We start from the raw sequence: 23012 nt of genomic DNA, 5'->3' as shown, positions 1-23012 counted from the left end.
TGCGTTATGCCCAGCTCCGTCTCAGAGTCGGATATGACCGTGACATTCAAGGATGATAAAATACACTACGGAGGGAATACGGAGTCCTCAGAGCAAAAAAATGGCATCATTATTGATGCCATTCTCGTTTCAGCAGCCTCAAAAAGACCGTATGTTTAGTTATAGCGTATTGATATGGTCTTCCATATCAGTACGTAGGTTATCAGACTTAGTACCAAAGATTGCTTGGATACCAGAGCCGACCACAACCACTGCACGGGCGCCTAAGGCTTTTAGTTTCTCTTGGTCTACTTTATCGACATCATTAACACTTATACGTAAACGTGTGATACATGCGTCTAAATTAGTGATGTTGTCTTTACCACCGAATGCCGCAACTAATTCACCCGCCATTTCATCTGTAGATACCGCAACCACTGCAACCTCATCGTCATCCTCGCGACCTGGTGTTTTCAAGTCCAGCATACGGATCACTGTACGGAATACGATATAATAAATAATCGCATAAATAACGCCTAGACCTACTAACAACAGCATTTTTTCAGCGTGCGGAGCTTGTACTACAAAATCAATAAAACCGTTCGAGAAGGTATGACCGTGAACAATTCCCAAAGAGTTCGTTAATACATACGCAAGGCCTGCAAGTAAAGCATGGATTGCATAAAGTACAGGTGCAATAAATAAGAATGCAAATTCAATTGGTTCAGTAATACCCGTTAAGAATGACGTCAACGCAGCAGATGCCATAATACCCATGACTTTAGCGCGATTTTCAGGTTTCGCAGAATGCGCAATCGCAATCGCCGCAGCTGGCAAACCAAACATTTTAAATAAATAACCACCAGCAAGTTGACCGAAACCATTACCTGCAGCACGTGTTGCATCATCAGCAGTCAGGAAGCATGTCATAATACCATGAACAACTTCACCAGCGTTGTTAGTACAAGTACCCGCTTCGTAGAAGAACGGTACATTCCAAATATGGTGCAAGCCAAATGGGATTAATGCACGTTCAACAACACCGTAGATACCAAACGCCAATGTAGGATTTTGATGCGCAGCCCAGTCTGAGAAAGTGCTGATCACCCCGCCAATTGGTGGCCAAACAACAGAAAGTAACGCACCAAGCGCTATGGCACAGAAACCGGTAATGATTGGCACTGCACGCTTACCAGCAAAGAAGCCCAAGTATTCAGGCAATTGGATCCGATAGAAACGGTTAAATGCCCAGCCCGCTAAGCCACCAACAAAGATACCACCAAGTACGCCAGTGTTAATACTTTCGACGCCCATCACTGTCGACATTACGTTTAACGTGGCGGTCATGATACCGTAACCAACAATAGCAGAAAGACCTGCAACACCATCATTTTTGGTAAAACCTAAGGCGACACCAACGGCAAACAGCAACGCCATCTGACCAAATACCGAACCACCAGCTTGTTCCATTAATTGTGAAACAACTTCAGGTAAAAAACTAAAGTTGGCCGCACCAACACCTAATAAAATACCTGCCACCGGTAACACCGATACAGGTAACATTAATGACTTACCTACTTTCTGTAGATTTGCAAACGCGTTACTCATCTCTCACTCCTAATAGTGAACAAACTAAATAGTACTGCAACAGCGAGCTGATACAGTTGAAATTTGTTGAGGATGCATGGTTAGCCTCCTTGGTTGCGTTAACTATAGCCTGCCAAAAACAATAGTCATAACAATTACCGGATCGGCAGTTTAGATTTGAATAGCCACTCACAATGGTACAAAACGGTACAATTGGGTGTACTTTTTAATGACGGCGTCAGTACATAAACAACCAAGATGATTGCATAGACGGTTTTTGTTTTAGGAAGTGCGCTGCAAAGCAGCTATTTAGCCTAAAACACAGTAAAAGTATGGGTGTTGGCGTATTAGTGAAAGAATAATGAAATAAAAACTAACCGATGATAATATCAGTTTTACAGATAAACTTACGTAACAAAGTGTAACCTAAGTTTATCTGTACGTTAACAATCGAAAAAGCGCTATTTTGCTGCCGTTTTCGGTAAATAATCACTTTCTTGTGCAGGCCAACCAAATTGCTTGAATAACCCTAATACTTCGTTACCTACAGCGGCTTCAATATGCACAGGTTGCGCTGTTACCGGATGGATAAAAGATAATGATTTTGCAATAAGTAACAGACGTGGCAATTCAAAGTGTTCGCGATAAAACACATTATGACGACCATCACCGTGGGTAGTATCGCCCACTATTGGGTGGAATAAATGCTTCATATGACGACGCAATTGGTGTTTACGACCTGTTTGAGGTTCAAGCTCCATTAAACAATAACGACTCGTCGGGTGGTTTTTACTTATCGCATATGGAATTTCAACCTGATGCAAAGGTTTATAATGCGTGACCGCCTCTTGTGCATCTTTATCTTGCGTTGCTTGCTTATCCGCAATTTTATCAAGCTCGACTTTTAGGGCGTAATCTAATGTTCCGGCTTCATTAATCCAACCACGTACCACTGCAAGATAACGTTTGGTTAACGCATGCGCCTGAAATATCTCGCTCATCTGCCTTGCTACTTCGCTTGATAATGCAAATAACAATACGCCTGATGTGGGTCTATCTAAACGATGCACAGTATAAACATGCTGACCAATCTGATCACGGACCATTTGCATGGCAAACTGAGTTTCATGACTGTCTAACCAACTGCGATGCACTAACAAACCCGCAGGTTTATCAATCGCGACCAAGTATTCATCTTGATATAAAATATTTAACATTATGCTTTATTACCTAACTAGCTTTATTTAACTATTTGTATTTAACAACTGATCAAACGATAAGATCAGAGACAACAATTCACCGGTATCCACAGTAAGGGATTTAAAGGCTTCTTCCGCCATCGGCTGGATGGCCATTTTATGTGGTAATGGCATTTGCATCACCACCAGCTGCCTCATCTTCACTAAAAAGATAAACTGCAACCAATCTGTAAAAGGCATGGTATCAATACAGAATGGCGTCGTACTCGCTAACGCTTCTGCACTTGGCGTCACACTATTCCACAATGACGTATTTTTTAATTCAGCTTCAATCGCCACTAATAACTGCTGGACCTGCAGATAGATCGTCATACTATTATCTCATGAAACAAATTTAGCGGCATTATACGCCAGCAGCGACCAGATACAAAAGCGCATCGTAATCTCATTCGCATCTTGATAAGGTTTGCGTATAATACGCCAATACTTAGGCCCCACTTTTAACTCGGATACATTAGATCATGGCAAATACGCATACCCTCAATACGCTATCGGAATTTCTGTTACAAGCAAAGACTCAGTTTCGCGTGTATGACATGGGCCGTAAGATCAGCAAAATTTCTACCGACGACTTTATGCAATTTGAATCGGCACAGCAAGCTTACCCTGCGCCACTGCAACGCCATGCTCAATTTGCCATTACCTTCTGGAACAAAAACGAAAATAATCAGCACTACATCTGGTTTCTTAAGTTCCCACTTGATGAGCAAGGTCTACTCATCCAAGGGACGCGTAATGTCTTCCTTAACATGGTAGTTGAATCGCTTGGTCTAATGTTAGAAAAGACCCCAAGTGAAGAACAGCAAGAACAACTCGCAACAAATCCGTATGTATTTAAACCAAGCACAGATAAAGTGGCGATGTTAAATGCCGTTATCAACCGTGATTTTATTCGCCCAGAAAGTAAATACTACCCAACAGCACACAATTATTTTGCCAATAAACTGAGTTTTGACCAATGGCAAGAAGTCGGTGTACAAGGTATTTGCGATATTGCGACACGCTTAAACCGTGATAACAACGCAGAACATCTTGCAGTAGCATTACCAAAACTGCCTACTGACCCTTTATATTCGCTTTGTCTGGCGCTGGAACATGAAGCGTTGCCAACAATATTAAGTGAAGCCTTAGCTAAACTAATCAGCCAAGAAGTAGCACAAGAAAAACCGGACGATGTACGCTTATCTATGCTGATACGTGCATTATCAAGCGCACCTGCACAGGGCTTACGTACCGATCTCTATCCTGCGCTATTTAAACATACCGACATTAGTCAAACGATTGTCGCGTTAGCGGGTCGTTGCTGGCACGACTTTAATGACGAGACACAGCTATTGGCGTTCTTTGAAGCCGCGGTACAACAGCAACAAGGCGAAGAACTATTCATCTACCTATTCTCTGATTTAGTTGCAATACCAAGCCTACGTGACAAGGTATTAGCCATGTTACGTAACCCAGACCGCACCAACACCCTAGGTAGTGCGATTGGACTATTGTTTCGCCAGAACCGCAGTTAAGGAATAGGCTGTTTCGTCAAAAACGCACTTAATCACCTGAACAATACCAAATAAGACAATCGTCATTACGGAGTAAATTGAATATGGGAAGTTTGTTAACCATTGTTGCTGGGTTTATCGGGGTGGTGATCTTTATACACCTGCGTAAACAAGCAGAATTAGCCAATGCATTGATTAAACAGTATTGTGAGCAACAGCAATTACAATGGTTAGCAACGGCACAAGCCGGTATTTCTTGGTTCCCACATAAGGGAAGTTTATTCCGTTATAAGTTTAATTTTGACTTTAGCAGCAACGGCGAAAACGCATATCAAGGAACATTGATCATGGCTGGGCCAACGGTTTTACACTTTGTCGTCCCCCCTTATGCAATAGATTAACCGTGATAAACTAACGCTGTTGCTCATCTCTGGCTATACTGAAAAAAAACACAGGAGCCAGATGATGTTTTTAGCCACGCAAACCTTAGAATTGTTATTTGCGCAACTCGGGTTAGAAAATGATGAGTTAAGCATGAAACGTTTTATCCATCAGCATAAAGTCCAAGCAGGTGTATTATTATTTGAAGCACCATTTTGGAACGATTCGCAAGCAATGTTTCTCAAAGAAGCCATTTACGAAGATGCAGACTGGGCCGAAGTTATCGATCACTTTGATGCTATGCTGCGTTAATAATCTGACATACGAAAAAAGGAATACTATGAGCCTACAACACATTGTCGATGCCGCAAACCAAATTGCTCTCGAAGGGAAGAAACCATCAATGGCACTGATTAAATCTCGACTCTCACAACCAGCAAGCATGCGCGATATTATTGAGACTCTGAAAACATGGCGTTTTGATCCGAATGCAGTCGTCCCACCAAAAAATACGCCTATATCCACAAGTGTAGACGTAGCAGATCCAACTGCGGCGCTTATTGCAACCGCGATTGCATCTGTACGCGAAGAGATTGCACCTCTACGCCAAGAAGTGAGCGAACTAAAAGCTGAAATAGTCGCATTGAAAAAAGCCCTATTAACGTAATAACGGCAATTACGAAAATTACACGCTACTGACGATTGTTATTTAAGCCAAAATAAATAAAACAATGTCAGTAGCCGTCATAGAGAGAATACCTTGTTTACTGCAGAACTCACTTTTGAATGTTACCAAGACACCACTATTGATGCTGTCGATAGTGCGATCACCCAGCTTATTGACGCCTTACGCTACAACGGCCAAATACTCGGCCGCGAGTTCCCAACCAGTATGGATGACGGTGTCTTTATTACCCGTGTCGTCTGTCCTGAAGAAGAAAGCCTACATCCGAGACATCATTCCAGCATTGTTGAAAAACGCTTACAAGCCTTAAATGAAGCAGGTTTACTCGCCCCTAAGATCCGCCTGACAGGCATGGATTTACATTCAGATAATACCGACCCTTGCCAGCAACCCGAATGGCAAGTGTTATATACCCATTATCTCAGTACTTGCTCACCTTTGCGTTGCGGAGAACATCTCGCCCCTATCCCGCTATATAAACTACCAACACCAGCGATAGGCGATCACCAAGCGTTGTTACGCTGGCAAGTCGATTGGAGTTCAACAGATGAATTGCAAATGCACGGCACCACATTAAAGCAAGCCTGTAGTGAAACCTTGACGGATATGAAGAGCCCGTTAAATAATACAGGCTGGCAACTCGCTAAAGATATTGAGCAGCAAACTAATATCCCAACCTATTATTATCTTTATCATTTAGCGGATACAGCAGAACAAGACGAGCAAGCACAAACGCGGCCTTGCCCAAGCTGTGGCGATGAATGGCAACTAGAAGAAGCATTACACGGTATCTTTGATTTTAAATGCGAGCCCTGCCGTTTATTATCCAATTTACCTTGGTAGCAGCTAACAAAGCATAAGATTGCCAAGAAACAGCGCGAGTTAATACTTGCGCTGTTTAATAAGAATGAAACAGCGGTTTACTGTTCGAGTAAGACAGGTGTTAATTGACCAATAAACGTCGCTAGGTCTGGCGCTAATACTTCAGAAATGCCTTTCCCCAGCACTTCACGCACTACTTCACCACTGACGTTATCTAATGCTATGATCTGCATGTCATCCGCGCAACTGGCAATAAACAACGTCGGCGGCTGTTTTAGGGTTTTCTTCATCATTAAATGCGCAATCGTATTTTCTTGTAAACGCTCAAAATCATCGGTACTCCATACTTGTACCAATTCAATGATCTCATCATTAAAACGTGCAGGCATATGGTCACTGAAATAAGCGCCAAAAAAATCGGCTATCTGCGGGTCAAGCTCGATACTTAACGCAGACTCAATATTACTAAATGATGTTATCTCATCACGTTTTACAGGCAGCCAAGCTTTATGACCCACAAGCAGTTGGGAATTATTTGAATCCGCAATAAAACATGGTGAATCCCACTCTGGATCAAACGCCTGTTGTGGTAAATAATCTTGTGTTTGCCAAAGTTGTTCACAGCGCGCATAAAAAGCAATCAACGCATCGGTTACAGCTGCAGTCATTATATTCCCCATAAAAATGATTAAATCTGCTATAGCATATCACTACGCAGTAAAATTTATTACAATCTCGCCACTGATAAGTAAATTAACTATACCCAAACTACCTGAATATACACCTTGAGGGAGCTTGGCTATATTACGCGCTAACCGATGAGAATAAACCATGACAATTACAAACCGTTACCAAGATTCAACTGCACTGGATAAATTAAACTTAGGGCAAAAAACGGAATACATATCTCAATACCAACCTAGCTTGTTACAACCCGTGCCAAGACAATTAAATCGAGATGATCTGTCACTATCCGATCAACTGCCATTCACGGGTTGCGACTTATGGAATTTATATGAGCTGTCTTGGTTAAATAGCAAAGGTAAGCCAATCGTAGCGGTTGCCGAAGTAAAAGTCTGCGCGACATCAGTTAACTTAATCGAATCAAAATCATTCAAACTCTATTTAAACAGCTTTAACCAAACCCGTTTTAACTCTACAGAAGCTGTAACCGAAACACTGCAACGCGACTTGGGAGCCTGTGCACAAGGCCCTATTGAAGTCGTTATGTTTGATGATTTAGATAAAGCGCCAAGTCAAATCACACAAATAACAGGTACCTGTCTTGACCATCTTGATATTGATGTCGATAGTTATGAGTTTAATGCCGACTTACTCAAAGCCGCGGCAGACAACAATGACGTGGTTGACGAAGTGGTTTACAGCCATTTATTAAAATCAAATTGCCTCGTGACCAATCAACCCGATTGGGGCAGCGTTTATATTGCTTATCAAGGAAATAAAATAGACCAAGAAGCATTATTACGCTATTTAATCTCATTTCGTCAGCATAATGAGTTTCATGAGCAATGCGTTGAACGTATTTTCACGGACATTATGCACTTCTGCAAACCAGAACAATTAACTGTATATGCGCGCTACACCCGCAGAGGTGGCTTAGATATAAACCCATTTAGAACCAATTGTGATGCTAAAATAGATAATATCCGCTTAATTCGCCAATAACATTGCCGAGACTGGACGTTTTTTAAATATCCAGTCATTAACAAAGCCTGCAAAATAGTTTAGTATTTGAAGGCTTTAATCAATACTATAAAATATTGTATTGATTAAAGCATCGACCTCACTCAGGTGGAGGCCTGAATTAGCAAAGGAAGGCTAATGTTAATAAGGACATGTGATCATAAGAATGTGATAGCAGCCTTTCTATTCGATATTAAACTCATGATTTTACGTTTTGTTTATGCTCTTGTATTTCTTCTCTTTAGCACGACTGCAGCTGCAAGTTTATTTGATCAGCTGATCTTACCGAATGAACTCAAGCGCAGTCAGTCTGTGCAATACAGCCAACCTTATCAATGTATTCAAATTATTGATGAATTTTTGCAAACACAACAACAAGACATCATCACTGAAGTCTCCCGCATGAGTAAAATCAGAGCAAAATCGGTGACGCCTTCAGATCTTGCGCTCATCAAACAACAAAAAGCACTCTGCTATTTCTATGCAAATAATATCGGTCAAGCCGTTATTACGCTCGATAAAATGCTCGCTGAAAAATCGAATTCCGTACCACTGCATTTAAAACAACAAAGCTTATTAATCAAAAGCCACATTCTCGCACAATCTAATACGCTCGCTAATTTCCAACTTGCACAAGAAACCATTAACAAAGTCATCGATAGCATTAATGACAATACCTATAATCCGACTGCTAATGGCTCTTTTTCGCTCAAGATTATTGCCGGTGAAATTGCGTTAAAGCTCAATGATTACGAAGAATCAATGCAACTATTTCGCGAAGCCGAACAATATGGCGTCCAGACCCCCCTCACGAACAATGCAGCGTGGGCAGCTTACGCAATTGGGTATAATTACCAACAGCAAAATAAATTAACCTTAGCGATTAATTTTTACAACAAAGCCCAACAAAAACTACTTGATAGCCAAGATACCCTCAATGGCCTGCTCACTAAAAAAATGAGCCAAGCCTATATAGCCCAAGACAACTTTAAATTAGCGATCAGCTTTGCCAATCAATCTGCCCAGTACTATCAGAATCTTGGCAACAAATTGCAACTCTCCGATTCTTTATTAGCACTTGCCAGTATGCATCGTAAAATTAAAGAATATAACTTATCGCTCGTTTATTATTTTAACGCACTCGATTTACTGAAGGTGTTTGATGAGAAAAACAAATTAAACGCAGTCTATTTCGAAGTGGGTAAAACTTACTTACAAATGGGCAACTATAGTTTAGCCGAACAATATTTATCGAATGCAGAGCAGTTGTTTTACAGTAATGGTCAAACAGATTTATTACTTGAATCACTCGTACACCTCGCTAATTTAGCGATTCAACAACAACATTACGACACCGCATTAATACGTTTAAATAAAGCGTTATCGATCGCTGGTAAACTAAACAATAGCAAACAATTTGAAACCGTCTATCTGTATCTTGCTACAGCCTATGAAGAAACAGATCAATACGCGAAGGCACTCGATAGCTATAAGCAATTTATACGTTATAACAAGCTCTCTAATTTTGAAGCAAAAAAAGCATTTCCCGTCTCTAATCAGCACAAAGAAAATAATGAAATAAAATCGCAAAAAATAAACCAATTACAAAAACAAGTACTCAAGCTAAAACAATCAAAACATAACTTGGTTATTAATGTTTTCTTACTTGCTTCAATTATGCTAATTATTCTTTATTTGTACTACGTCAATACGCAAAAAATGAAATTACAAAAACAAGATGTAGAGCAGTTAGAGAATAACTACAATATTCATTCAAATACAGGCTTGAATAACATCCACAGCCTGAATCAATATATACCAACGCCACTGCAAGAAGCACGATTTTATTCTGATTGGGAATATTCAGATAAGCAAAACAGTGTGCATAGCTGCGCGATCATTAGTCTCGACTTTTTACTGCCTTTACGTCAAAAATGCAGCCTTTCACTCGTCAATAAAATAGAAACTGAATTAGGCGCACATTTAAAAAATCAACTACATGATTCAGAACGCTTATTTCAGTTGAACGACACGCAGTTATTATTGATTAAGAAAGTAAACAAAAATTACGATCCTGCGATCATTGCCGACCGTATCTTAGACTGGTTCGAACAATTTGATTGTGAGCTTAATTTTGACAAAGATATTTCGATTGGTATGGTTTCTCACCCGTTCTTATTTAAATACCCAACGGCAATAGACAGCAAAAAGCTGTTAAATATTGCCACCTTAGCCTTATCAGGAGCAATCCAGTTAAGTCGTAAACATAAGCGAAATAGTTGGGTTAAATTAAGTGCCTTGACCTATACACAACCGGCATTCTTCCATGGCGATATCTGGAATCGCTCCAAACAAGCCATTGAAAAAGGCTTAGTAAAAGTCACCTCATCAACAGATAAAAATGATATTAATTGGCTGTAAGCTTACATTTTAACACCAAACTATTTTATAGATGTATATATAGTGGTAAGCTAATCTTCATCTTTGATTTAACTTATGTGAAAAGTATTCATGCAGACATCACAAGATTCGCACTCAGCAACACAGCAAAGTGATGCCAGCGGGTACACAAAAATTAACACTGCCATGTTATTAGCATTTATTAATCGTTTACTGGGTGCCACGCGAGGTATCGATACCGAGCTAAACATTGAAGTAAGTAAGCTAAAAGCAATTCTTGAACGCAGTGCGTCTGACAATGATCTTATCACTCAAATCAAACAGGTTGAGCGTCAAGTGATGCTACAACCACATATCTTATCCGATACCTTAAAAATTGGTGATAGCGCTACAATTCAAGCCACTAAATCATTAATTCATTTATTACAGGACGATCCTAAACTCACCGCCGAGTTGCAATTACTCTTAGCGGAGCCCAAAGCTACCGCAGTAGCTGAATTGCAAACGAAAGTGCAATCACTCTTCTGTATTTACCACAGTGCAGTCAAAAATTTACAACTGTATCGCGGTAGTAATAGCGGTGTGACGGCTACCGTGCACAAAAAAATATGTGACGATTTGCAACGCTTAATCAATGAACTTGATTTTGCCGGTGGATTTGGCTCAAATCTTCAAAAAATTCGTCAACGTTTATTGCAAGGTGTCGAAAGCCATGAACTCGTTGATATCTGTTTGCAGATCATCAACAATATTATCGAAGGGGCACGTGAAGAACGCTTAGCATCGAAGACGTTTTTACATGCGATTGTCGAAGAACTCAATAATATCGCCTATAAATTTGATAACTCATTAGTTGATAGTAGTAAAATAAATAAAAAACAGATAAGTTTGTTGGAAAACCTAAAAGAGCGCATTGATATTTTAGACTTAGATATCAGTACCTGTGAAAACTTAGAAGAAACGAAGTTACACGTGCAACAAGGGCTTGAGATCATCTCGAGTAGTATCCAACAACAAGAACAATTACTACAAGAAAAAATCCGATTAGAACAACAAATAAAAGCAGTTCAGGCTCAACTTGAACAACTCAAAAAAGAAACATTACTGCATACACAACGCCTAGAAGCACAACAGCATAAGCTGTACCTTGACTCTTTAACGCAAGTATATAATCGCACCGCATTAGACGAACGCTTTAAACTTGAGTTTAAACGTTGGCAGCGTTATCAAACCAATACCACAATCGCGATTATCGACATTGATCACTTTAAGAATATCAATGACACCTTTGGTCATATTGCGGGGGACAAAGCCCTTAAAATAGTCGCAAGGGCCTTACAAAAATCGATTAAGAGCAAAGATTTTATCGCCCGTTTTGGTGGTGAAGAATTTGTCGTATTACTTGCTGATTTAGAACTAAATGAAATTCAAGTAATTTTAGACAAGCTGCGCAAGACAATTAAAAGTATACCGTTCAAATTTAAAGGCGAACAGATTTCAATAACAATTTCAATTGGTGCAACTCAATTCGCACCAGAAGATAAAGAAACCGTTGAACCTTTCGAGCGAGCGGATAAAGCCTTGTATCAAGCAAAAAGCTCCGGACGAGATAAAGTTATCATTAGCAACTAAACTTAATGAGACCAGCAGTCATAAGTACGTCCATATTCATTTTTTATCAACCAGTTATACGTGCTTAATGCCAGCTTATCTGACATGGAGTTTAGCTTATGATCACGCACATCAAACCCGTTGGCAGTATGGATTTGCTTTCACAGCTTGAAGTCGACCGACTACAACAAACGGCCACCAGTGATTTATATTTATTATTCCGAAATTGCTCACTGGCCGTATTAAACTCAGGTTCTCGTACTGATTCCAGTAGTGAAATTTTAAAAGCATTCAGCAGCTTTGATATCAGTGTTGTACAACGTGAACGCGGTGTAAAGCTCGAACTGCATAACGCCCCAGAACAAGCGTTTGTCGATGGTGAAATTATTCGAGGTATTCAAGAACATCTATTTTCAGTATTACGCGATATTCTTTATGTTAATAGTTATATAGAACAAGAGCCCGTCCCCAAAAAAGAGTTATCTTCATTTTTAACCAACCAAGTATTCTCCATTTTACGAAATGCGCGCGTGATCAAATCAGACTCCGATCCTAACATGGTCGTTTGCTGGGGAGGCCACTCAATACGTTCTCCTGAATATGAATATGCGAAAGCGGTTGGTCATGAATTAGGCTTGCGCGAGATAAACATTTGCACTGGTTGCGGACCAGGCGCAATGGAAGGTCCAATGAAAGGGGCGACAGTCGGGCATGCGAAACAGCGCGTGAAACAACGCCGCTATCTTGGTTTAACCGAACCCAGTATTATAGCAGCCGAACCACCCAACCCCATTGTTAATGAGCTCGTTATTCTGCCGGACATCGAAAAACGTTTAGAAGCCTTTGTACGCCTGTCTCACGGTATTATTATTTTCCCCGGAGGTGCTGGAACCGCCGAAGAACTGTTATATTTACTGGGTATCATGATGCACCCAGAAAATAAACGACAGCCGTTGCCGATTGTACTTACCGGGCCTAAAGAAAGCGAAGATTACTTTACCACCATTGATGAATTTATCGGTGAAACCCTTGGTTTTGAAGCGCAAAAATACTATCAAATTATTATTGATGATGCCGCAAGTGCAGCACAAATAATGAAACAAGCCATGCATAAAACCTATGAATATCGCCGTGCCATTGGTGATGCTTATTCGTATAACTGGAGCTTAAAAATAGAATTAGATTTTCAACTGCCCTTTATTCCAAGCCACCAGCATATGGCGGCATTAAACCTCAACCTTGATCAAGCCCCTGAAGTATTAGCAATGAACCTGCGGAAAGCCTTTTCCGGTATCGTCGCGGGTAATGTTAAAGACTCAGGAATCAAGTCAATTGAAAAAAATGGCCCATTTAAATTGCACGGTGACCCAAAATTAATGCAATTAATGGACAATTTATTAAAAAATTTCATAAAACAGAATAGAATGAAACTTCCAGGTAGTAAGTATGAACCTTGCTATGAAATAATAAAGCCCAATTAACTTGATGAAACACGGATATGGCCCAAAATCACTTATTAATTATCGATGCGTTAAACCTGATCCGTCGAGTTCATGCAGTACAACTAAATCAAAGTAATGATCCGGTTGCGCAAATAAGCGCAACGCGCGAAACCATTAAGCAAGCAGTTCGAAAATTATTAGCGATCACGGCTCCGACTCATGTCGTCGCCGTATTTGATGCAGAGCAAACTGGCTGGCGCCATGAAATCTACCCTGATTACAAAGCAAATCGTAAACCGATGCCAGAAAGCTTGCAACAAGCACTCAATTTAATCCAAGATGACCTGTGGGATTTGAACGTAGACTCGTTATTAACAGAACAAGATGAAGCGGATGACCTGATTGCAACGCTCGCCATCAAGATGTCGGCGCAACAGCAACAAGTCACCATTATTTCGACAGATAAGGGTTACTGCCAACTGTTAAATCCTTACATTCAAATTCGTGATTATTTTAACAAACGCTGGTTAGACCAAAATTTTATTAACGATAAATTCGGTGTACAACCACAGCAACTTGTCGACTACTGGGCCTTGACAGGGATCAGTGGTAGTCATCTCGCTGGCGTTGCAGGAATTGGACCTAAAACAGCCACTCAGCTATTAACACAGCATACGACTTTAGACGCGATTTATGCGAGTGAAGAGTTAAAACCCAAGCTTCGCGAAAAACTTGATACGCATAAAGAAATGGCTTATATCACCCAACAACTCGCACAACTAAAAATTGATATTCCATTAGGCTTTAATTTAAAAGATTTACGGTATCAGCCTTAATCATAAAAATAACGCTTAGGGTAACAAGTCGAGTATTCACACTAAGCGTTAATAGTACAAAAAAATTGAAACTCTATATCTACGTCTAACAAATGGCATACCTACAAAGTTAAACGCTTTATTTACTAAAATAACAGCAGTAACTACATTAACAATCAAGTAATACTTTGTTACCATACGGCAACAAAACATTTTCATTTGAAAGTACGCTAATTAAATAAGGAATATGTATGACACAAAGAAGAATTACAGTGATCCCGGGTGATGGCATTGGTCCGGATATTATTGAGTCTGCAATTCAAATTTTAGATAAAGCTGGCTGTAATTTCGCGTATGACTTTGCTGATGCTGGTCTTGTAGCCCTACAAAATTCAGGTGAACTGCTGCCAAAAGCAACATTAGATTTAATTGAAAAGAACAAAGTAGCATTAAAAGGCCCGTTAACAACACCTGTTGGCGCAGGCTTCACGTCAATCAATGTATCATTGCGTAAGCATTTTAATTTATACGCTAACTTACGCCCAGTCGTCTCTTTTAAAGGTACACGTAGCCGCTACGAAAATATCGATATTATTACTGTACGTGAAAATACAGAAGGTATGTACTCTGGCGCAGGCCAAATTATTGCGGCTGATGGTAGCGAAGCAGAAGCAAAAAGTATCATCACACGTGCCGGTGCAGAACGTATTTGTGTGGCCGCATATGAATTAGCAAAATCAGAAAATCGTAAAAAAGTAACAGCTATTCATAAAGCTAATATCCTGAAAACAACATCAGGTCTATTCCTAGAAGTTGCACGTGAAGTGGCAAAACGTTACCCTGAAATTGAATCAGAAGAAATGATCGTTGATGCGGCGTGCATGAATCTGGTTATGTACCCTGAACGTTTCGATGTGATCGTGACCACGAACTTATTTGGTGATATTTTATCTGACTTATGTGCGGGTCTCGTTGGTGGTCTTGGTATGGCTCCAGGCGCAAACATCGGTGAAGACATCGCGATTTTTGAAGCTGTTCACGGCAGTGCACCTGACATTGCAGGTAAAAACCTAGCAAATCCGACATCCGTGATCCTTGCCTCTATCCAGATGCTAGAACACCTAGAAATGAAAACAGAAGCAGATAATATTCGTAACGCAGTACGCGATGTCATTGAGTCTGGTGATAGAACAACGCATGATCTTGGTGGTACACATGGTACGACAGACTTTACTCAAGCAATTTTAGAGCGTTTATAAACACAATTAATTAACTATACTCAAACTCATTAATTGATTCAGTTGCTTAGCATCACTGATGTTAGGCGGCTGATAACTTCTTTCCCCCCTCATATGCCGCTTTATACACGCTTCAGATAGTAATTAAGCCACCGCTAGTAATTTGCCGATACCAAGCTATAGTTAAGATTTCATCAGCAGCTATGGTGATATATGGTATATAATCTTTTGATCATATTCTCAATAAGTTTATTCAGCGGGATCACTCTAGCGACAGAAAATCAGTTAAGGTCCTATATATCAGAGCCGCACTTTTCTAGCCGCTATAGTCAAACCGAATTAATGGCACCAGCAGCCATTAGCCCAACATTTGAGTTTAAACAGTCGCTGTTTGTTATCAAAAAAAGCAAACATAAGCGTAAAGATACCGCGCAACTACAACTGCTTAATATGTGGATAGATCCAGATATTACTCGCCTCTTTATCCCCAGACTCAAAGATATCGGAAAGCTAAGCTTAAACTTGCATTACAGCTTAAAGCGCAGTCCTTATTTATTATTTAATTACGAACGTATCACCATCAAAACAAAAGTTAAATCAGACGGAATCCTACAGCACGAGGCGTATTATAATATGAATATCGAGGGGGCTATCATTGGGATTAAAGTACGTGGCAACGATCCAAAATTATATTTTCGTTATCGTTTTAAATAAAAAAACCATTAAATAAACCTCAGATATGGTATTTAATGGCTTGGAATATAAGAGGAAACACTGGACGTATCCCCCCTCGGTCTTATTTTATTACTCTATACTATTTATCGTCAGGAATGAAGTGTGCCCAAGCAACATGCACAGTCACTTCATCACGATCATGATAAAGGTGCTTCGCTTGAATAACAAAACGATCGTCAAGTTGCTTATCTAAGATAGCTAAACAATCTTCTAATGTATGGTAACGGCGTTTTAATGGCAGTTTAAGGTTAAAGATTGCTTCTTTACACCATGCATTTAATAACCATTTACACATTAGACGCGCAACACGCTCTGGTTTCTCAATCATGTCACATACCAGCATATCAACTGGTGGGTTCTCAGGAACCTTGATCTTATTACCGTTTAATTTACGGTTGGTCCACGCAATCGTCGTTTTAGCAGGCTCATATTTAAAGCCGTCTTCTTCGAAGTGCTTAACTTGACCGCTTTCCATTAGGCTATCCGCCATTGCACCGTTATCAATAGCAACAACAAACATGCTTCGTTGTACTAACTGATACGTCCAACCACCAGGACAAGCACCTAAGTCAACCGCACGCATTGCTCCACCGATACGTTTATCCCACTGATCAGCTGGAATGAATGTATGGAATGCTTCTTCTAGTTTCAATGTCGAGCGACTTGGTGCTTTCGAAGGGAACTTAAGACGCATAATACCCATAGGTAATGGCGAGTTATTAAAGCTATATGAATAACCAATATAAACACTGGTATTCGTAATGAAAAATACGTGCAGTACTGGACGGTTTTTATTTTCTTTTGGTAATAAGTGATCGCCTTTACGTAACGATTGGCGAAGTGGCACAGTATACTTACGGCAGAATTTAGAGAGTTCTTTACCTTCGTTAGTATCAGGCATTTCAACACGTAGCTCCCCCATTGCTTCGATACCGTCACAGGCAGCAACCACAGGGTTTACACGGTCGTAAAGTGGCATATCATCAACACGTGCGTGTAATGCGATCATTTGACGTGCAAAGATCAATGATGAAAGTGGTAATTTTTTCGCTATTGTATCCACATCTGCAGCAGAGTGACACTCAAACACAACATAACCCGAATTCAGCGTTACTTTAGCAAAACCATACGCCTCCATGGCTGTCGCTCGTGCTTGAATTTCAGCGGCACATTCTTTTTCATAACCAGGGCGGCAATATAATAAAATACCATTCATTTTCTAATAACCTCATTTTCGTCATCAACATGGCTGACGATATACACTCAGTATAGATACAATACTAAGATTAAAAATTCATAAAATATACACAAACCAGTGCAGAATACGCGGTATCTTGAACTGGTTTGCATACAAAAGCCGCACAGTCTAAACCCTTGGCGATATAACACCAAGGGTTTAGTGACTTCGTGATGAATTAATTCTCCACAAAGTCTTCTTGTTCTTCCTCAACTAAAGACAACATCCAATCACGAAATGCCACAATTTTACCGAGTTCATCTTGCTCTTCACGACAAACCACGTAATACGCGTTTTTACTCACTAAGACATCAGTAAAAGGACGCACAAGACGACCCGCATCAATTTCGGGCTGGGCTAATACACTGTGTCCTAACGCCACACCTTGACCATGTATTGCCGCTTGTAATACCATCGACGTATGGCTAAAAATAGGCCCTTGATTAACATTAACACCGATAATATTGCCTTGCTTAAACCAAGCAGTCCAATCACGACGAGACGTATCATGCAATAACGTGTGCAGTTTTAAATCATCCGGCGTTTTAAGTGGTTTAACACCATTGAGTAATCGTGGTGAGCACACCGGCACTAAATACTCGGTATGTAATTTCTGCGCATATAAATCTTTCCATTTTCCTCGACCATAATAAATTGCCACATCGACATCATCAGTCAGTGAGCCATCATCCATATCAACCGCTTTAATGCGGACATCAATATCAGGGTAGAGTTCTGAAAACAAAGATAAACGCGGAACTAACCATTGGATCGCAAAACTAGGCTGTAAACTAACCGTCAATGAGCCTTTTGCACCTCTGGCTAATAAACGTTCTGTCGCATCAATTAATGAGGTGAAAGTATCTTTAATGTCCAAAAAATAACTCTGTCCTTCTTCCGTTAAAAACAACGCACGATTTTGGCGACGAAACAGTTTAATGCCTAAATACTCTTCCAGTGCTTTAATTTGATGACTTACAGCCGCTTGCGTCACATAAAGCTCTTCAGAGGCACGGGTAAAGCTAGAATGTCGAGCTGCGGCTTCGAAAACACGTAGCGAATTTAATGGCGGAAGTCTGCGTGACATAGTGGCGTCCAGTTAGATAAGAAAAACTAATGCGAAACATTATAATTTGTCAATTGTAAGAATGCTAGAAAATAACTATAGTGCACGTATGTATATAGGACATAATACTTATTTATACTAATTTTCGTTAATTAGTCTTATTTATATAAGTTAGTCTTTGTTATGTAATGTTGTGTTTGTTTGCTTAAACTTGTTGGTTTAGGCCTTTAAGTAGAAATTACTTATTTCAAACCCTTGATAATATGCTTAATACATTTGTATTATTCGTCAAAGGTTTTTTAGCGCTGTATGATTACAGCGCTTTTTTTATGCCTGAAATTAATCGATATCAATCGCAGTAAAACTCTTTATTAGATCATCAATCGCTTTTGCTTGTGTTAAAAATGCTTCTAACGTAGCAAAAGGTAACGCAGAAGGACCATCACAACGCGCTTGTGCTGGATTCTCATGAGCTTCAATGAACAGACCCGCAATGCCGGTCGCTAAACCTGCATAGCTTAATTCAGGTACTTGTTTACGACGACCACCCGACGCAGCACTACCCGCATCACGCTGTTGTGTTGCATGGGTACTGTCTAGAATGATTGGTGTGCCTTGAGTAAGCTCTTTCATTACACCAAATGCTAACGGGTCAACGATCAGGTTATCGTAACCATGGCAATGACCACGTTCACATAAAATAACTTGATCATTACCACATTCAGCAAACTTATCGACGATATTACCCACTTGATGCGGTGACATGAACTGTGGTTTTTTAATATTAATCACAGCGCCAGTTGCCGCCATTGTTTGCACTAAGTCCGTTTGACGCGCAAGAAAAGCAGGAAGTTGGATAACATCAACAACATCAGCCACTGGTTGACACTGTGCTTCAGTGTGTACATCAGTAATGATTGGCACATTGAATTCAGCTTTAACGCGCTGGAATATTTTTAACCCTTTTTCCATCCCCACACCACGGAAAGAGTGGATACTAGAACGGTTAGCTTTATCAAAAGACGCTTTAAATACAAAAGGGATACCCAATTTATCAGTCACTGTTTTATACGCTTCTACCGCGCGTAAAGTCGACAGTTCGTCTTCTAATACATTGATGCCACCAAATAACACAAAGGGTAGATCGTTGGCACAAACAATATTCTGACCAATTTTTACTATTTTTGCATTCATAATTGTTACCTTAAAGGGTCCATTTTAAATCAGTTAATTTTAATGAATCGTATCATCTGCGGCAGCAAGTTCTTCGATCTGTGCTTTTAACACCCGCGTGATTGGATCGTCTGGGCATTGTTCAATAAAATAGGCAAAATCTTCACTGGCTAATTTTTTACAATCTAGTTGTTGTAACAAAAATCCGCGGTCTCTAATCTCATAAGGTTCATCTGGTTCTAACTCTAAAATGAGATCAATACTGCGTAGTGCATATGAAAAATGCTCATCTCGAATTAACGCTGCTTTTAATACCTGTAATAACCGTAAATAATGCATTTCATTCGTGGCTTCTAATAGATCATCATCCGATAATAAAGCATGATTACCTTCGATACCACGTAAGAGTACCTGCAGTTTATGACGACTCAGTACTTGTCCATCCGCGGGATCAACATACATCCCGTCTTGTTCACAACCGAAACGTAACACAAATTGACCAGGGAATAAGATCCCGGTCACATCCACTTCAAAATGCTCTGCAAAGTACATGAATACCGTACCGAGCGAAAGGGGAACGCCGTTACGACTACTAATCACTTTGTGCAATAAGACACTGTCGAGTTCGAGCCACTTACGCCAATCACCGGAAAAACCAAGTTGTTGATAAAACAAATACAAGAGTTGATCACGTTTCTCAACATCACAGGTAAAGCCTTGCATATCCACTTCGATAAGTTCAATGAGCTCATCCAATTCAACAATCGCCTGCTCGAGTAACGGTTTCTCCGTTATTTCCTCGATGGCTGATAGTGTTGCGAGCATGACGTTATCAATCATAAGCACTTCTTCTGCGAGCTCATCGTCATATTCTTCAAGCTGTTCACTATCAATATCGTTATTATCTACTGCTACATCTTCTGCCAGTTCTGTTTCTGTCAGCGCTGCATTTGCATCTAATTCCATCACTACCTCAGCAAATATGCTTCGCCATTAACGGCTAACGTGTATACATAAAATAACCAGCCGATACTACCGGCAAATGCAAAACAGCGGAAAAATAGATTCTTATCTTGCTGTAATGACATGAACACCATAAAGGTGATGGCCAGTGTCGACAATAATTTTTCTGTCATGACCGTATCAACAAACGGTGCTTGACCTGAAACCATACACACTAATGCAATCATCATCACAGTGATCATATCTATCACCTTACGTGATTTGATAAAACCAGTATGCTCAAGATACGGTGATTGCTTTATTGTGAAGGCAAAATTTAAAAAATACATCAGCACACTTAATAACAGCGTCGCGATGTGCAGCGGAATAACAATATCCATGATTAGACTTCTTTTCGTTGTCCGACAGTAATCCGATCGTTATTACCATAATCTTTATGGGTAACAACCTGATGATAATTGGATGCGGTAAATAATGCGCGTACCGCAGTTCCTTGCTCAAAACCATGTTCCACTAACAACCAGCCATCCGGGGTTAAAAACTGATAACCTTCACGAATAATGTGTTTTAAGTCAGCCAGTCCATCATCAGCAGCAACTAAGGCAGTTAACGGCTCAAAACGCACGTCGCCCATTGCCAGATGTGGATCGTGTTCTTCGATATAGGGAGGATTGCTGACTATCACATCAAAGCGTTGACTCACCTGTAAAGGTTCAAACCAACTACCTTGCAATACCGTCACATCAAAACCACAGCGTTTGGCATTACGACGTGCTAATGCAGCCGCGCCTTGCTGATATTCAATTGCGGTCACTGTCGCTTGTGGTGATTCTGATGCTAAGGCCAGTGCGATAGCGCCCGTACCCGTCCCTAAATCTAATACTTGGCAAGCTTGAGTCGGCATGCAAACAAGTGCTTGTTCGACTAAGACTTCGGTATCAGGTCTTGGAATTAACGTATCCGGAGACACTTCTAATTCTAATGACCAAAATTCACGATAACCAAGAATATGAGCGACAGGTTCACCCGCCTGACGACGCGTGATAAGTGCAGTAAAACGACGAATAATATCATCATCCATTACCTTGTCATCCCAAGTGAAAAGATAACTGCGATCTTTATCGAGTAGGAAACAAAGGATAACGTCGGCATCAAGCTTCGGGCTTTCGCTGTCAGTGAGCTGTTTGACAGCCCACTGCAGTAATTGTGCGATTGTTTTCACAGTACTCGACACACCTAATCTGCTTCAGCAAGCGCCGCTAACAGATCCGCTTGATGTTCTTGAATGATTGGTTGGATCAATACGTCTAGCTCACCTTCCATCACTTCATTTAGACGGTAAAGTGTTAGATTGATACGGTGATCACTAACGCGACCTTGTGGGTAGTTATAAGTACGGATACGTTCAGAACGATCGCCACTTGCCACTAGGCTACGACGGGTACTTTCTTCTTCAAGACGCACAACTTCATCAGCAGCCGCTTGAATTCGCGCTTGTAGAATTGACATCGCACGTGCACGGTTTTTATGCTGTGAACGTTCGTCTTGACACTCAACCACTGTACCCGTTGGAATGTGAGTAATACGGATTGCAGAATCGGTTTTATTTACGTGCTGACCACCGGCGCCCGAAGCTCGGAACGTATCAACTTTAAGATCGGCAGTATTAATGACGATCGCATCTGATTCAGGAACCTCAGGCATAACCACCACAGTACAAGCTGACGTATGGATACGACCTTGTGATTCAGTTTCTGGTACACGTTGTACACGGTGACCACCTGACTCAAACTTCATGGTGCCAAATACTGCAGCACCTTCCATCTTAACGATAACTTCTTTGTAACCGCCTTGATCACTGCTGCTTAAGTTCATGATTGATAAGCGCCAGCCTTTTTTCTCAGCATACTTACTGTACATACGGTAAAGGTCGCCCGCAAAGATTGCCGCTTCGTCACCACCTGCACCCGCACGGATCTCTAAGAAACAGTTATTGCTGTCATTTGGATCGCGTGGTAACAATAAGACTTCTAATTCATCACTCACACGTGCAACAGTGGCTTTGCTTTCTTTATATTCTTCAACAGCCATTTCACGCATGTCAGGATCTTCATCCTTTAACATCTCTTCTGCTGATTCAAAATCTTCTTTTGCGTCTTGGTATTCTTTAAAACAAGTAACTAACTCTTCTAATTGCGCGTATTCTTTTGTTAGTGCACGGTAACGGTCTTGATCACTGATGATCTCTGGCTCACCTAACAGTGCTTGAACTTCTTCATGGCGTTCGATTAGGGCTTCTAATTTTGTAATGATCGATGCTTTCATCTTTACTCTCGTATTACCGTTAAATAGATCACCGAAGTCTTACAGGCTGCTTCAGTAATTGAATATGGATTATTTCTTTGTTGTGATCGGCAAG

At 40.5% G+C, this 23012-nt stretch carries 24 protein-coding genes; 13 read left to right on the top strand and 11 right to left on the bottom strand.

What is annotated here, in order from left to right; all coding sequences use genetic code 11:
• Nucleotides 1–6: 6 nt before the first annotated feature.
• Complete coding sequence (locus AKG98_RS22240) at nt 7–159, top strand: hypothetical protein (protein WP_157534115.1); 153 nt, start codon at nt 7–9, stop codon at nt 157–159.
• Here the strand turns inward: AKG98_RS22240 and ptsG are convergent, their stop codons facing one another.
• The 3 genes from ptsG to AKG98_RS10620 all read right to left on the bottom strand — a co-directional run bounded on the left by ptsG (nt 160) and on the right by AKG98_RS10620 (nt 3137).
• A complete protein-coding gene (gene ptsG / locus AKG98_RS10630) occupies nt 160–1587 on the bottom strand; it encodes a PTS glucose transporter subunit IIBC (RefSeq protein WP_067045482.1) in 1428 nt (475 codons plus the stop codon).
• A gap of 440 nt (nt 1588–2027) precedes the next feature.
• Nucleotides 2028–2783, bottom strand: a complete 756-nt coding sequence (truC, locus tag AKG98_RS10625; RefSeq protein ID WP_067045479.1) for a tRNA pseudouridine(65) synthase TruC — start codon at nt 2781–2783, stop codon at nt 2028–2030.
• Between the two features lie 27 nt (nt 2784–2810).
• Nucleotides 2811–3137 (bottom strand): YqcC family protein, encoded by a 327-nt coding sequence (locus AKG98_RS10620; RefSeq protein WP_067045476.1) that lies wholly within the window; start codon nt 3135–3137, stop codon nt 2811–2813.
• 149 nt (nt 3138–3286) lie between these two features.
• Here AKG98_RS10620 and AKG98_RS10615 point away from each other — a divergent pair, with 149 nt between their 5' ends.
• The 5 genes from AKG98_RS10615 (at nt 3287) to AKG98_RS10595 (ending at nt 6230) form a co-directional block, all read left to right on the top strand.
• Nucleotides 3287–4342 carry a DUF3549 family protein gene (locus AKG98_RS10615; RefSeq protein WP_067045474.1) on the top strand — a complete coding sequence of 352 codons (1056 nt, stop codon included), beginning with the start codon at nt 3287–3289 and terminating at the stop codon, nt 4340–4342.
• Nucleotides 4343–4425: 83 nt separating this feature from the next.
• A complete protein-coding gene (locus AKG98_RS10610) occupies nt 4426–4722 on the top strand; it encodes a DUF3301 domain-containing protein (protein WP_067045471.1) in 297 nt (98 codons plus the stop codon).
• A gap of 61 nt (nt 4723–4783) precedes the next feature.
• Nucleotides 4784–5014, top strand: a complete 231-nt coding sequence (locus AKG98_RS10605; protein WP_067045469.1) for a DUF2789 domain-containing protein — start codon at nt 4784–4786, stop codon at nt 5012–5014.
• Between the two features lie 28 nt (nt 5015–5042).
• Entirely contained in the window at nt 5043–5369 is a 327-nt protein-coding gene (locus tag AKG98_RS10600) for a DNA-binding protein (RefSeq protein ID WP_067045466.1), read from the top strand.
• A gap of 93 nt (nt 5370–5462) precedes the next feature.
• Nucleotides 5463–6230 carry a Zn-ribbon-containing protein gene (locus tag AKG98_RS10595; protein ID WP_067045463.1) on the top strand — a complete coding sequence of 256 codons (768 nt, stop codon included), beginning with the start codon at nt 5463–5465 and terminating at the stop codon, nt 6228–6230.
• Between the two features lie 77 nt (nt 6231–6307).
• On the opposite strand, the gene syd is transcribed toward AKG98_RS10595, so the two are convergent.
• On the bottom strand, nt 6308–6877 hold the full coding sequence (gene syd / locus AKG98_RS10590; RefSeq protein ID WP_067045460.1) for a SecY-interacting protein: 570 nt from the start codon (nt 6875–6877) through the stop codon (nt 6308–6310).
• Nucleotides 6878–7040: 163 nt separating this feature from the next.
• On the opposite strand from syd, the gene queF reads away from it, so the two are divergent.
• From queF to AKG98_RS10555, 7 genes are all read left to right on the top strand, one after another.
• Nucleotides 7041–7895, top strand: coding sequence for an NADPH-dependent 7-cyano-7-deazaguanine reductase QueF (gene queF / locus AKG98_RS10585; protein ID WP_067045457.1), 855 nt, complete (start codon nt 7041–7043; stop codon nt 7893–7895).
• Nucleotides 7896–8051: 156 nt separating this feature from the next.
• On the top strand, nt 8052–10334 hold the full coding sequence (locus tag AKG98_RS10580; protein WP_228140272.1) for a lipopolysaccharide assembly protein LapB: 2283 nt from the start codon (nt 8052–8054) through the stop codon (nt 10332–10334).
• Between the two features lie 90 nt (nt 10335–10424).
• Entirely contained in the window at nt 10425–11945 is a 1521-nt protein-coding gene (locus AKG98_RS10575; protein WP_067045454.1) for a GGDEF domain-containing protein, read from the top strand.
• 98 nt (nt 11946–12043) lie between these two features.
• Nucleotides 12044–13405 carry a nucleotide 5'-monophosphate nucleosidase PpnN gene (gene ppnN / locus AKG98_RS10570; protein WP_067045451.1) on the top strand — a complete coding sequence of 454 codons (1362 nt, stop codon included), beginning with the start codon at nt 12044–12046 and terminating at the stop codon, nt 13403–13405.
• A 17-nt stretch (nt 13406–13422) separates the two neighbouring features.
• A complete protein-coding gene (xni, locus tag AKG98_RS10565) occupies nt 13423–14202 on the top strand; it encodes a flap endonuclease Xni (protein WP_067045447.1) in 780 nt (259 codons plus the stop codon).
• A 230-nt stretch (nt 14203–14432) separates the two neighbouring features.
• On the top strand, nt 14433–15440 hold the full coding sequence (locus AKG98_RS10560) for an isocitrate dehydrogenase (protein WP_067045445.1): 1008 nt from the start codon (nt 14433–14435) through the stop codon (nt 15438–15440).
• Nucleotides 15441–15632: 192 nt separating this feature from the next.
• Complete coding sequence (locus tag AKG98_RS10555; RefSeq protein WP_067045442.1) at nt 15633–16133, top strand: hypothetical protein; 501 nt, start codon at nt 15633–15635, stop codon at nt 16131–16133.
• Nucleotides 16134–16233: 100 nt separating this feature from the next.
• Here the strand turns inward: AKG98_RS10555 and rlmM are convergent, their stop codons facing one another.
• The 7 genes from rlmM to prfA form a co-directional block, all read right to left on the bottom strand.
• Nucleotides 16234–17370 (bottom strand): 23S rRNA (cytidine(2498)-2'-O)-methyltransferase RlmM, encoded by a 1137-nt coding sequence (gene rlmM / locus AKG98_RS10550; protein ID WP_067045439.1) that lies wholly within the window; start codon nt 17368–17370, stop codon nt 16234–16236.
• Nucleotides 17371–17569: 199 nt separating this feature from the next.
• Nucleotides 17570–18478: a transcriptional regulator GcvA gene (locus AKG98_RS10545; protein WP_067045437.1), complete on the bottom strand. Its 909-nt coding sequence runs from the start codon at nt 18476–18478 to the stop codon at nt 17570–17572.
• A 318-nt stretch (nt 18479–18796) separates the two neighbouring features.
• Nucleotides 18797–19651, bottom strand: a complete 855-nt coding sequence (kdsA, locus tag AKG98_RS10540; RefSeq protein ID WP_067045433.1) for a 3-deoxy-8-phosphooctulonate synthase — start codon at nt 19649–19651, stop codon at nt 18797–18799.
• A gap of 39 nt (nt 19652–19690) precedes the next feature.
• Nucleotides 19691–20596: a SirB1 family protein gene (locus tag AKG98_RS10535; protein ID WP_067045430.1), complete on the bottom strand. Its 906-nt coding sequence runs from the start codon at nt 20594–20596 to the stop codon at nt 19691–19693.
• A 2-nt stretch (nt 20597–20598) separates the two neighbouring features.
• Nucleotides 20599–20973, bottom strand: coding sequence for a SirB2 family protein (locus AKG98_RS10530; RefSeq protein ID WP_198155493.1), 375 nt, complete (start codon nt 20971–20973; stop codon nt 20599–20601).
• 2 nt (nt 20974–20975) lie between these two features.
• A complete protein-coding gene (prmC, locus tag AKG98_RS10525; RefSeq protein WP_067045424.1) occupies nt 20976–21815 on the bottom strand; it encodes a peptide chain release factor N(5)-glutamine methyltransferase in 840 nt (279 codons plus the stop codon).
• A 14-nt stretch (nt 21816–21829) separates the two neighbouring features.
• Complete coding sequence (prfA, locus tag AKG98_RS10520) at nt 21830–22918, bottom strand: peptide chain release factor 1 (RefSeq protein WP_067045421.1); 1089 nt, start codon at nt 22916–22918, stop codon at nt 21830–21832.
• Between the last annotated feature and the right edge of the window lie 94 nt (nt 22919–23012).

This window comes from Moritella sp. JT01, assembly GCF_001574435.1.
Lineage (GTDB): Bacteria > Pseudomonadota > Gammaproteobacteria > Enterobacterales > Moritellaceae > Moritella.
The sequence above is the reverse complement of the archived record's forward strand: the minus strand, read 5'-3'. Positions and strand labels throughout refer to the sequence as shown.